The following is an 11,924-nucleotide window of genomic DNA, read 5'->3' as shown; positions in this document are numbered from 1 at the left end:
CGCTTTGGCTTTTCCGGCGCGCCGATCCGGGGCAAGCTGGCGCGACCGAACCGGAGACCCCGCGATGCGCGCCCGCCTGATCCTGCCCCTTCTCCTCGCCCTCGCCGCGGTGCCGCTTGCCGCGGCCGAGATCGGCCCGCCGATGACCGCCGAGGAGTTCGACGCCCGGACGCTGGGCAAGACGATCACCTATTCCGCCGGCGGGCAGGTCTATGGCATCGAGGAATACCGCCCCGGCCACAAGGTCGTCTGGGCCTTCGCCGAGGGCGAGTGCCACGAGGGCGACTGGTTCCAGCAGGGCGACCAGATCTGCTTCGACTATCACGACGACACGCCGTTGCAGTGCTGGACCTTCCACGACAGCCCCGAGGGGCTTGTCGCCCGGTTTGAGGGGCGCGACGACGGCGAGCCGCTGATCTCGCTCAAGGAAAGCACGACCTCGCTGAACTGCCCGGGGCCGGATCTGGGGGTCTGAAGCGCCCGGCCCTGTCCCGCGGCACGGGCGGAGTGAGGTTTTTCGCCAGGAAAAAGCCAGGGGCGTTCACGCTCGATGCCCCCGGCCCTGAGACCAGCCCGTTGCGCTTCATCTTGGCCCGAAGACTCCTCCGACCGCCGTCACCGGCGCGGCGGGGTCAGAACAGGCTCCCCTGCTCCGGCGGCTCGTCCTTGCGCGACCGGCGGCGGGGCGTGGGGGCTGCGGGCGCGGCGGGGCCTGGCGCGGAGGCGCTGCCCTCGCCCGGATGGGCCGGCACGCGGCCGTCGTGGAACTCGATCTCCAGCGTCGCGGCCGCCGCGGCCTCGGCCGCGCGGGTGACCAGCGTCTCGCCCGCCCGCACCACCGCATAGCCGCGCTTCAGCGTCTCGCGATAGCCCAGCGTCTGGCGCATCCGGTCGAGCCGGTCGAGCCGCTCGGCGAGCGCCGCAAGCCGGGCCCGCGGGGCGCGCGCGAGCCGGTCCGTCAGCCCTTCGAGCGTCGCGCGGTTGCGGGTGTTCGCCCGCTCCGCCTCGAGCCGGGTGCGGGCGAGCGCCGGGGCCAGACGTGCCGCCAGGGTTTCGAGCCGCCGCCCCTCCTGCGCGAGGTAGCGGCGCAGGATCGCCGGCGCGATCCGCGCCTCGAGCGGCGCAAAGCCTGCGCGCTTGCGCACCGTCACCATCCGCAGCGCCGGGGCGAGCCGGTCGGACATCAGGTCGAAGCGCTGCCGCGCCGGGGCGATCAGCGTCTCGGGCCGGCCCAAGGCGCGCGACAGGTCGCGCAGCCGCTGGCCATGGCCCTCGACGCGGGAGCGCGCCGCGCGCGCCATCCGCGCCTCGGTCTCGGCGAGCCAGGTGGCAAGATCGGCACGCACCGGCACCGCGATCTCGGCCGCGGCGGTCGGCGTCGGCGCGCGGCGGTCGGCGGCGAAATCGATCAGCGTGGTGTCGGTCTCGTGCCCCACCGCCGAGATCAGCGGAATCCGGCTTGCTGCCGCGGCGCGCACCACCGCCTCTTCGTTGAAGCCCCACAGATCCTCGAGCGAGCCGCCGCCACGGGCGACGATGATGAGATCGGGGCGCGGGATCGCGCCGCCCTCGGGCAGGGCGTTGAAGCCGCGGATCGCCGCCGCCACCTCGGGCGCGCAGGCCTGCCCCTGCACCGCCACCGGCCAGATCAGCACGCGGCGCGGAAAGCGCTCGCGCAGCCGGTGCAGGATGTCGCGAATGACGGCCCCCGAGGGCGAGGTGACGACGCCGATCACGCCCGGCAACCAGGGGAGCGGCTTCTTGCGGTGTTCATCAAACAGGCCCTCGGCGGCAAGCGCGCGCCGCCGCGCCTCGAGCATCGCCATCAGCGCCCCCGCCCCGGCGGGTTCGACGTCATCGACGATGAGCTGATATTTCGACTGGCCCGGGAAGGTGGTCATGCGGCCGGTGGCGATGACCTCCATCCCTTCCTCGGGGCGGATCTGCATCCGCGCGACCTGCCCCTTCCAGCTGACCGCCGCGATCACCGCGCTGGCGTCCTTGAGGTCGAAATACATGTGGCCCGAGGACGGACGGCTGACGCGGCCGACCTCGCCGCGCACGCGCACGCGGCCGAACTCGCCCTCGATCACGCGCTTCACCGCGCCCGAGATCTCGGAAACCGTGTATTCATGGGCATTGCCGCTGCCCGGGCTGTCGTCGAGAAGGTCCATCTGCGCCTTGCCTGATGTCGGGTCTGACCTTAGAAGGCCGGAAAGCGAAGGCCAAGGGGGTGCGCCGATGAACATTCTGATCCTGGGCGGCGGCGGCCGCGAACATGCCCTTGCCTGGGCGGTGAAGCAGAACCCGAAATGCGACCGGCTGATCGTCGCGCCGGGCAATGCCGGTATCGGTGCAATCGCCGAACTGGCCGCGATCGAGCCGACCGATGCGGCGGCGGTGCTGGCCTGCGTCGAGGAAAACGCCATCGATTTCGTCATCGTCGGCCCCGAGGCGCCGCTGGCCGCCGGTGTGGCCGATGCGCTGCGCGCGGCGGGCATCCTGACCTTCGGCCCCTCGGCCGAGGCGGCGAAGCTCGAGGCCTCGAAGGCCTTCACCAAGGAAGTCTGCGACGCGTGCGGCGCGCCGACCGCCGCCTGGGCGCGGTTCTCGGACGCCACGGCGGCGAAGGACTATGTCCGCGCGCAGGGCGCACCGATCGTGGTCAAGGCCGACGGTCTGGCCGCGGGCAAGGGCGTGATCGTGGCGATGACCCTCGACGAGGCGCTCGACGGCATCGACGAGATCTTCGGCGGCGCCTTCGGTGCGGCCGGCGCCGAGGTGGTGATCGAGGAATTCATGGCGGGCGAAGAGGCAAGCTTCTTCATCCTGTCGGACGGCACCGATGTGCTGCCCGTGGGCACCGCGCAGGATCACAAGCGCGTGGGCGATGGCGACACCGGGCCGAACACCGGCGGCATGGGGGCCTATTCCCCCGCCCCGGTGCTGACCACGGCGATCCAGGAGCAGGTGCTGTCCGAGATCGTGCGCCCGACGATTGCCGAGATGGCGGCGCGCGGCACGCCGTTCCAGGGCGTGCTCTACGCCGGGCTGATGATCGAGAACGGCCGGGCGCGGCTCGTGGAATACAACGTCCGCTTCGGCGACCCGGAATGCCAGGTTCTGATGCTGCGGCTTGGCGCGCAGGCGCTCGACCTGCTCCTGGCCTGCGCCGAGGGGCGTCTGGCCGAAGTCGAGGCGCAATGGGCCGACGACCATGCGCTGACCGTGGTGATGGCGGCGAAGGGCTATCCGGGCCCTTATGTGAAGGGCAGCGAGATCCGCGGCCTTGCCGATCTGCCCGAGGACAGCGCGCGGATGGTCTTCCATGCCGGCACCGCGCTCAAGGACGGCAAGGTGCTGGCCACTGGCGGGCGGGTGCTGAACGTCACCGCCCGCGGCGCGACGCTGAAGGAGGCGCAGGAGCGCGCCTATGCGATGGTCGACCGGATCGACTGGCCCGAGGGCTTCTGCCGGCGCGACATCGGCTGGCGGGCGCTCTGAGCCGACGCGCGAAGGGGGGCGCTGCCCCCCTGACCCCCCGGGATATTTGAAGCAATTGGAAGATCAGGGGCGCCGTGCTGCCGCGACGGCGGGGGCGCGCTCAGGGCCGCAGATAGGCCCAGCCGGCGCGTTGCAGCTCAATGAGACGCACCACCCCCGAGGGCACGACCTGTGCCGCGGGCAAAAGCACGGGGGCAGTTCCCTCGTCGCGGGTGATCCCGCGCAGGGTGTTCGCGCAGGCCGAGAAGCGCACCCCCTCGGCGGCAAGCTCGGCCACCCGGTCGGCCAGCGGCGAGAGGTCGGCGCGCAGCAGCGCAAGCCCCGGACCGTTCGCCACCAGCTCGACCGCGACCGCCTGCCCCGCCTGCGTGTAGTGGGCGCGCAGATTGGCGATGTTGTTCAGCGCCATCCGCATCCGCGCGGGATCGGCCTCGTCGAGGTGGACCGCCACCTGCACCGTTTCGTTCATTCCGTCCTCCGGTCAGCGCCTTTCGGCGAAGAAGGCCTTGAGCAGCGCCTCGGCCGCACGCGCCCCGATGCCGTCATAGACCTCGGGGACATGATGGCTTTGCGGATGCGCGAAGATCCGCGGCCCCTGTGCCACGCCGCCCGATTTCGGGTCGGCCGCGCCATAGTAGATCCGCGCGATCCGCGCCTGGCCGAGCGCCGAGGCGCACATCGGGCAGGGTTCGAGCGTAACATAGAGGTCGTGGCCCGGCAGCCGCTCGGACCCCGCCGCGACGCAGGCCATGCGCAACGCGAGGATCTCGGCATGGGCGGTCGGGTCGCAGAGTTCGCGGGTGCGGTTGCCGGCGCGGGCGACGACGCGCCCGCCCGGGGCAACGATCACCGCACCCACCGGCACCTCGCCGCGGGCGGCGGCGGCGCGCGCCTCCTCGAGCGCGAGGTCCATGTAGGAGGTGAAGCTCATGCCCCTTCATCGCCGTGAAACCGGGCCCGCGCAAGATGCTTTGCAAGGGCCGCGGAAAGGTGTAGAGCGCCGCCTTGGCCGCGGCTTCCGCGCCCCGTTTCCCGTTGAAGGACTGCTCCGATGACCGATACCCCCGAAAATTCCGCCGCGCCCGGCGGCGAAGCCGAACGCGCCCCCTCGGAACGCATCGCCAAGGTGATCGCCCGCTCCGGCGTCGCCTCGCGCCGCGACGCCGAGAAGATGATCCTCGCCGGCCGCGTCACGGTGAACGGCAAGCCCGTCACCTCGCCCGCGCTCGATGTTGCCCCCACCGACAAGGTGGTGATCGACGGCAAGCCGATCGACGCGCCGCAGGAAACCCGGCTGTGGCTCTATTACAAGCCGCTCGGCCTCGTCACCACCGAGAAGGACGAACAGGGCCGGCGCACGATCTTCGACGAGCTGCCCGAGGGCATGCCGCGGGTGCTGAACGTCGGCCGGCTCGACCTCAACTCCGAAGGGCTGTTGCTGCTGACCAATGACGGCGGGCTGAAGCGGCGGCTCGAGCTGCCCGAGACCGCCTGGCTGCGCAAGTATCGCGTCCGCGTCAACGGCCGGCCGATGAACGACACCTTCGACCCGCTGCGCCGCGGCATCACCATCGAGGGCGAGGAATTCCTGCCGATGGAGGTCACGCTCGACCGCCAGCAGGGGGCGAACGCCTGGTTGACCGTGGGCATCCGCGAGGGCCGCAACCGCGAGATCCGCCGCGCCATGACCGAGATCGGGCTGACGGTGAACCGGCTGATCCGGGTCAGCTATGGCCCGTTCCGGCTGAACGAGATGCAGCCCGGCGAGGTGATCGAAGTGAAGCGCAAGACGCTGCGCGACCAGCTTGGCGACCGGTTGTTCTCGGGCGCCGAGGATGGCCGTCCGCCGCGCGCCGAGCTGATCGAGCGCGCCCAGCACCGCGCCACCCGCCGCGCCCGCGAAGAGGGGGAAGGCGGCGAGCGCCGCCCGTTCGCTGCGCGCCGCGAGGACGGGGCCGAGAAGAAGGGCTTCGGCCGGCAGAAGGACTTCGCCCAGGGCGGTGCTCCGCGTGGCCCGCGCCCCGAGGGCGACAAACCGTTCCGTCCCCGCGACGGGGACCGCAGCGAAGGCTTCCGTCCGCGCCGCGACGGCGACGACCGTGGCCCGCGCCCCGAGGGCGGCAAGCGCCCCTACGGCCCGCGTTCGGGCGAGGAAGGCCGTGGCTTCAAGCCGCGCGGCGAGGGCTTCCGCTCGCACCGTGACGAGGAGAGCAAATTCGGCCGCGGCCCGCGCCCGGCCCGTGACGAGGGCGAGAAGCGCCCCTATGCCGCCCGCTCGGGCGACCGTCCGTCCTACGGTAACAAGCCGCGGTCCTATGGCGACAAGCCGCGCTCCTTCGGCGACAAGCCCCGTTCGGATGACCGGCCGTCCTATGGCGACAAGCCCCGTTCGGGCGACCGTCCGTCCTACGGTGACAAGCCGCGGTCCTATGGCGACAAGCCCCGCTCGGGCGACCGGCCGTCCTATGGCGACAAGCCGCGGTCCTTCGGTGACAAGCCCCGCTCGGGCGACCGTCCGTCCTATGGCGACAAGCCGCGGTCCTTCGGTGACAAGCCGCGCTCGGGTGACCGGCCGTCCGACGGCGACAAGCCGCGCTCCTACGGTGACAAGCCCCGCTCGGGCGACCGTCCGTCCTATGGCGACAAGCCGCGCTCCTTCGGCGACAAGCCCCGTTCGGGCGACCGTCCGTCCTATGGCGACAAGCCGCGGTCCTATGGCGACAAGCCCCGTTCGGGCGACCGGCCGTCCTATGGCGACAAGCCGCGGTCCTTCGGCGACAAGCCGCGCTCGGATGACCGGCCGTCCTATGGCGACAAGCCGCGTTCCTTCGGCGACAAGCCCCGCTCGGGCGACCGTCCGTCCTATGGTGACAAGCCGCGCTCCTATGGCGACAAGCCCGGCTACGGCAAGCGCCCCGAGGGCGGCGAGGGCAAATCCTCGGGCTTCAAGTCGCATGGCTTCAAGAGCCAGGGCGGCAAGGGCAAGCCGCGCGCCGAGGGCTTCAAGAGCCACCGCGATGGCGGTGCCGGCAAGCCCGGCGGCAAGCCCTTCGGCCGCCCCGGCCCGAAGCGCGGCTGAGCCCAGCCGTCCCCGCAAACCGAAAGGGGGAAAGCCCGCCCGGCTTTTCCCCACCCCCGCCCTGCCGCTTGGCACTGGAAGCGGGGCGCGCGAATGCCTACTCTCTGGCCGGGCGGGACCGTTCCCGCCGGCAAGACCCCGGGGGTTCCATGTCGCGCAAGACCGTGCAAACCATCGCCTTCTGGCTGCTCTTCGCGCTGACCCTCTCGGTCGCGCTGAAAGGGACGGTCTGAGATGGCCCAGCGTTTCGGCGGCAAGTACAGCCCGCAGCCAAAGACCGACGAAGGTTATCCGGGCGTTGCGCCCGACCGCGTGCCGCAGGCGCCCTCCGAACCCCGCCATCCGCTCTTGCGCCGCCCGACCTGGCTGATCGCGGCCGCGGCGCCGCTGCTGCCGCGCGCCTTCGGCGACGGGCCCGAGGGGCTGGCCCGCAATCTTGGCGCCTTCGCGCTGATCGCGGGCGGTGCCTGGCTGATCCGCGAGGGGCTGCGCGCCGAGGCCGCCTGGGAGGCGCGCCGCGTCGCCCGCCGCCCGGCCCTGCCGCGCAAGGCGCTTGGCGCCGTCGTCGGCGGCATCGGTCTCGCGCTCGCGGCCCCGGCTGCCGGGGTCGCGGGCGCCGCGGTGATCGGCGTGATCGGCGCCGGACTGGCGCTTCTGGCCTTCGGCCCCGACCCGATGCGCGACAAGGGCATGGAGGGCATCGACCCGTTCCAGCAGGACCGTGTCGCCCGCGTCGTCGCCGAGGGCGAAAAGCACCTTGCCGCGATGCGCGCGGCGATCGTGCGGGCACAGGACGCACTGCTGAGCGCCCGCATCGAGCGCTTCGCCGCCACCGCGCGCGAACTCTTCCGCGCCGTCGAGGAAGACCCCGGCGACCTGAGCGCCGCGCGCCGCTACATGGGCGTCTATCTCGAGGGGGCGCGCGACGCGACGGTCAAGTTCGCCGATCTCTGGGCCGCCACCCGCGACGCGCAGGCGCGCCGCGATTACGAGGCCCTGCTCGACGATCTCGAGGCGAATTTCACCGCCCGCACCCGCAGCCTGATCGCCGGCGGGCGCGAGGGGCTCGACATCGAGATCGAGGTGCTGCGCGACCGTCTTGCACGCGAGGGCGTGACCCGTCCGTCCGGCGGCTCTGGCCCGACCGGAGATTGACCCCGAATCGGAAACGCTGCGTTTCGCAACCCTGGGGTGAATTCCCCCCCCGGGCCACGAGCGGGCCACAAATCTGCCCCGCTTCGACACGACCCTGGGCCCGATCCGAAGACCGAGGCCCCCGATGCGCAATTCCCGCCCCCTCATGCTTTTGCGTACTGCGGCCCTTCTGAGTGCCGTCTTCCTGTTCGCCCATGTCGTCACCGCCGAGGAACAGGCCTCCGTCCTCGAGACCCTGCGCTCCTTCGTGCAGACCGGGCTGATCTTCGTCGCCCTGCCCGCGGCACTGGTCGCCATTGCCCTGCATCAGCCCACGCGCCGCGCGATCGTGCGCCTTGCCCCGCTCGCCGGCGAGGAATTCGACCGCCTCGCGCGCTATCTGCGCGCGCGCCTGCCGCGCCGTCGCGCGCCGCAGCCCCCCGCGCCGGAGGAGGCCGCCGACCCGGTGCCCGCACTGCTGTGCGCGACGAAGCAGCGCCTTGACCTGCTGCACCGCTTCCTGCGCGACCGTGCGCCCGAGCTGCTGCCCGCCTTCGCCGAATACGGTGCGGCGCTGAACCGGCTGCAAAGCGAACTTGCCCTGCGTCCCGAGGCCCATGCCCTGGTCCGCCCGCACCTGACGCGGGGTCTCGATACGCTGGAAACCGCCACCGGGAAACTTTCGGTTGTCCTTGCCGACGCGCCGGACGAATATGCGCTCGGCAGCTATTGCGACACGCTCGAACGACTGACGGGCGAGGCGCTGGCTTGCGTGTACGGGATTCGCACGGCCTGGCGTTCGGGCGAATCCGGGGTGTCACTGGCGGGCGAGTTGGGGCACAGCTGACCCCGCCCCCGCAAACCGGGGGTGTGTATGACCGAGACCGTGCGTGAGAAGGCCGCCCAGGCCGTGGCCGAGATCGAGACCGTGGCGCAGACCGTGCTTGCCGACCCCGGCAAGGAGATGGTGGCCCTCGGCGCGGCCCCGGCCCCGGTGGCCGAGGAGATCCGCGCGCGCATGGCCGAGATCGATCTCGGCGACAGCAGCTCGATCATGTATTTCGGCTCGCGGGCCCAGAACGACCTGCAGGCGGTCAGCCAGGAGATGCTGGCCGACGTGAAGAACAAGGACGTCGGCCCCGCGGGCGACAGCCTGAGCGCGATCGTCACCACCCTTCGCGGCTTTTCCGTCTCCGAGCTCGACGTGCGGCGCAAGCAGAGCTGGTGGGAACGGCTGACCGGCCGCGCCGCGCCCTTCGCGCAGTTCCTGGCCCGCTACGAGGCGGTGCAGACCCAGATCGACCGGATCACCGACGAGCTGCTCGGCCACGAGACGAAGCTGCTCAAGGACGTGAAGGCGCTTGACCTTCTCTATGCCAAGACGCTCGGCTTCTATGACGAACTCGCGCTCTTCATCGCCGCGGGCGAGGAGAAGCTCAAGCAGGTCGACGCGACGGTGATCCCGGCGAAGGCGGCCGAGGTCGAGGCCGCGCCCGAGGAACAGAAGGTGCTGCGCGCGCAGGAGCTGCGCGACCTGCGCGCCGCGCGCGACGATCTCGAACGGCGCGTGCATGACCTGAAGCTGACGCGGCAGGTGACGATGCAGTCCCTGCCCTCGATCCGGCTTGTGCAGGAAAACGACAAGTCCCTGGTGACGAAGATCAATTCGACCCTCGTCAACACCGTGCCGCTGTGGGAGACGCAGCTTGCGCAGGCGGTGACGGTCCAGCGCTCGGCCGAGGCGGCGCGGGCGGTCAGACAGGCCTCCGACCTGACCAACGAGCTGCTCACCGCGAATGCGAAGAACCTGCGCGAGGCGAATGCCGCGGTGCGCACCGAGATGGAGCGCGGCATCTTCGACATCGAGGCGGTGAAGGCCGCCAATGGCGAGCTGATCGCCACTATCGAGGACAGCCTGCGCATCGCCGACGAGGGCAAGCGCAAGCGCGCCGCGGCGGAGAAGGATCTCGCGGAAATGGAAACCCAGCTGCGCGAGACGCTATCCTCGGCGCGGGCGACGCAGGCGACGGACAAGGGCTGAGATGCGGCACCGGGCGGCAAGGACTCTGCGCGCGGGCAGCGCGATGGCATTGTGTGCGGCGCTCGCGGGCTGTTTCGAGGGCCCGGTGCGGCCCTATCCGGACCTGCCTCCGGTGCTTGCCCCCGACGTCACCCCCGCGCCCCTGCCCGCCCCCGGCCGCTGGGACGAAGGCACGGTGGTGGCGCCGCGCTCGCAGGAAAGCCGGGCGATGCAGGCCTATTATCTGCAGGTCGAGAAGACGCTGAAAGGCCGCGGGCTGATGCGCCAGGACGTGGCGCCGCGCGACGCCCCCTTCGGCACGCGCCGGCTGGTCGACGACTTCATCCACATCGCGCTTTACGACGAATACGCGAAGCGCGGCGGCGCCTTCGTCGCCAGCCAGACGGCCAGCCGCCTGCGCCGCTGGGAAGAGCCGGTGCGGATGTCGGTCGAATACGGCGCCTCGGTGCCGCTGGCGCAGCGCGCCACCGACGACGCCTCGATCTCGGCCTATGCCGGGCAGCTCGCGCGGGCGAGCCGCCATCCGGTCTCCATGGTGCCGGCGGGCGGCAACTTCTCGGTGCTGGTGGTGAACGAGGACGAGCGTCGCGCCCTGGCGCCGCGGCTGCGCGAGCTGGTGCCAGGGATCGACGCGGCCTCGGTCTCGGCGATCACCGACCTTTCGCCCTCGACCTTCTGCGTGGTCTTCGCCTTCTCGGAAGGGGCGGCGCCGAACTATTCGCGCGCGGTGGCGGTGATCCGCGCCGAGCATCCGCGCGACCTGCGGCTCTCGTGCATCCACGAGGAACTGTCGCAGGGCCTCGGCCTTGCCAACGACTATCCGCGCGCGCGCCCCTCGATCTTCAACGACGACGAGGAATTCGCGCTGCTCACCCGCCATGACGAGCTGCTGTTGCAGATCCTCTATGACCCGCGCCTGCGCCCCGGCATGACCGAGGCCGAGGCGCGGCCGATCGTCGAAATCATCGCATCCGAGCTGATGGGACCGGACGCCTGACCAAGGAGGGCCAGATGGGCATTCTCGACTTTCTCACCGGCGAATTCATCGACGTCATCGCCTGGACCGACGACACCCGCGACACCATGGTGTGGCGGTTCGAGCGCTATGACCACGCGATCAAGTATGGCGCCAAGCTGACCGTGCGCGAGGGCCAGGCCGCGGTCTTCGTGCATGAGGGCCAGATCGCCGATGTCTTCGGCCCCGGGCTTTATCAGCTCGAGACCAACAACATGCCGGTGCTGACCACGCTGCAGCACTGGGACCACGGCTTCAGCTCGCCGTTCAAGTCCGAGATCTATTTCGTCAACACCACCCGGTTCAACGACCTGAAATGGGGCACGAAGAACCCGGTGATCTGCCGCGATCCGGAATTCGGCCCGGTGCGGCTGCGCGCCTTCGGCACCTATTCGATGCGCGTCACCGACCCGGCGAAATTCATGGCCGAGATCGTCGGCACGGATGGCGAATTCACCTCGGACGAGATCTCGTTCCAGATCCGCAACGTCATCGTGCAGGAATTCTCGCGCGCGGTGGCGGCCTCGTCGATCCCGGTGCTCGACATGGCGGCGAACACCGCCGATCTGGGCAAGCTGGTGGTCAAGGCGATCGAGCCGGTGGTGGCGAATTACGGCCTCTCGACGCCCGAGTTCTACATCGAGAACATCTCGCTCCCCGAGGCGGTCGAGGCGGCGCTCGACAAGCGCACCTCGATGGGGATCGTCGGCGATCTGAACAGGTACATGCAGTTCAACGCGGCCGAGGCGATGGCACAGCAGGGCTCGGGCGCGGCGGCCGGCATGGGGGCTGCCATGGGCGCGGGTCTCGGCGCCGGCATGGGCATGGCGATGGGGCAGACGATGGCCGGACAGACGATGGCGGGCCCCTGGGGCACGGTGCCCGCGGCGGCACAGATGGCCCAGCCCGCCGCGATGGCGCCGCCCCCGCCCCCGCCGGTCGAGAAGGTCTGGCACCTTGCGGTGAACGGACAGACCCAGGGCCCCTACGGCCGCGGCCATCTGGGCCGGATGGTGAGCGAGGGCAGCTTCAGCCGTGACACGCTGGTCTGGACCCCGGGGCAGGACGGCTGGAAGCCCGCGGGCGAGATCACCGAGCTTGCGCAGCTCTTCACCATCGCGCCGCCGCCCCCGCCGCCGGCACAGTGAGGC

General features: G+C 71.1%; 11 protein-coding genes. 8 read left to right on the top strand and 3 right to left on the bottom strand.

Annotated elements, in window-relative coordinates:
* The first annotated feature begins 64 nt into the window (after nt 1-64).
* The gene (locus AC0QTQ_RS06550; protein WP_480258791.1) at nt 65-475 is read left to right on the top strand and encodes a hypothetical protein; all 411 of its coding nucleotides are present in this window, start codon (nt 65-67) and stop codon (nt 473-475) included.
* Nucleotides 476-632: 157 nt separating this feature from the next.
* Here the strand turns inward: AC0QTQ_RS06550 and xseA are convergent, their stop codons facing one another.
* Nucleotides 633-2,174 carry an exodeoxyribonuclease VII large subunit gene (xseA, locus tag AC0QTQ_RS06545; protein ID WP_480258790.1) on the bottom strand — a complete coding sequence of 514 codons (1,542 nt, stop codon included), beginning with the start codon at nt 2,172-2,174 and terminating at the stop codon, nt 633-635.
* 67 nt (nt 2,175-2,241) lie between these two features.
* Between xseA and purD the strand changes: the two genes are divergently transcribed.
* Nucleotides 2,242-3,504 carry a phosphoribosylamine--glycine ligase gene (purD, locus tag AC0QTQ_RS06540; protein WP_480258789.1) on the top strand — a complete coding sequence of 421 codons (1,263 nt, stop codon included), beginning with the start codon at nt 2,242-2,244 and terminating at the stop codon, nt 3,502-3,504.
* A 100-nt stretch (nt 3,505-3,604) separates the two neighbouring features.
* On the opposite strand, the gene AC0QTQ_RS06535 is transcribed toward purD, so the two are convergent.
* Together AC0QTQ_RS06535 and AC0QTQ_RS06530 are read right to left on the bottom strand one after the other, a co-directional pair.
* Nucleotides 3,605-3,973 carry a DsrE family protein gene (locus AC0QTQ_RS06535; protein ID WP_480258788.1) on the bottom strand — a complete coding sequence of 123 codons (369 nt, stop codon included), beginning with the start codon at nt 3,971-3,973 and terminating at the stop codon, nt 3,605-3,607.
* A 12-nt stretch (nt 3,974-3,985) separates the two neighbouring features.
* The gene (locus AC0QTQ_RS06530; RefSeq protein WP_480258787.1) at nt 3,986-4,435 is read right to left on the bottom strand and encodes a nucleoside deaminase; all 450 of its coding nucleotides are present in this window, start codon (nt 4,433-4,435) and stop codon (nt 3,986-3,988) included.
* Nucleotides 4,436-4,555: 120 nt separating this feature from the next.
* Here AC0QTQ_RS06530 and AC0QTQ_RS06525 point away from each other — a divergent pair, with 120 nt between their 5' ends.
* The 6 genes from AC0QTQ_RS06525 to AC0QTQ_RS06500 all read left to right on the top strand — a co-directional run bounded on the left by AC0QTQ_RS06525 (nt 4,556) and on the right by AC0QTQ_RS06500 (nt 11,921).
* A complete protein-coding gene (locus tag AC0QTQ_RS06525) occupies nt 4,556-6,583 on the top strand; it encodes a pseudouridine synthase (RefSeq protein WP_480258786.1) in 2,028 nt (675 codons plus the stop codon).
* A 234-nt stretch (nt 6,584-6,817) separates the two neighbouring features.
* Nucleotides 6,818-7,738 carry a 5-bromo-4-chloroindolyl phosphate hydrolysis family protein gene (locus tag AC0QTQ_RS06520; RefSeq protein ID WP_480258785.1) on the top strand — a complete coding sequence of 307 codons (921 nt, stop codon included), beginning with the start codon at nt 6,818-6,820 and terminating at the stop codon, nt 7,736-7,738.
* Nucleotides 7,739-7,883: 145 nt separating this feature from the next.
* A complete protein-coding gene (locus AC0QTQ_RS06515) occupies nt 7,884-8,564 on the top strand; it encodes a hypothetical protein (protein WP_480258784.1) in 681 nt (226 codons plus the stop codon).
* Between the two features lie 27 nt (nt 8,565-8,591).
* A complete protein-coding gene (locus AC0QTQ_RS06510) occupies nt 8,592-9,758 on the top strand; it encodes a toxic anion resistance protein (RefSeq protein WP_480258783.1) in 1,167 nt (388 codons plus the stop codon).
* A 43-nt stretch (nt 9,759-9,801) separates the two neighbouring features.
* Nucleotides 9,802-10,755 carry a DUF2927 domain-containing protein gene (locus tag AC0QTQ_RS06505; protein ID WP_480258782.1) on the top strand — a complete coding sequence of 318 codons (954 nt, stop codon included), beginning with the start codon at nt 9,802-9,804 and terminating at the stop codon, nt 10,753-10,755.
* Between the two features lie 14 nt (nt 10,756-10,769).
* Nucleotides 10,770-11,921 carry an SPFH domain-containing protein gene (locus AC0QTQ_RS06500; protein ID WP_480258781.1) on the top strand — a complete coding sequence of 384 codons (1,152 nt, stop codon included), beginning with the start codon at nt 10,770-10,772 and terminating at the stop codon, nt 11,919-11,921.
* The last annotated feature ends 3 nt before the right edge of the window (nt 11,922-11,924 follow it).

Source organism: Paenirhodobacter sp. YD-8 (genome assembly GCF_056590935.1).
The sequence above is the reverse complement of the archived record's forward strand: the minus strand, read 5'-3'. Positions and strand labels throughout refer to the sequence as shown.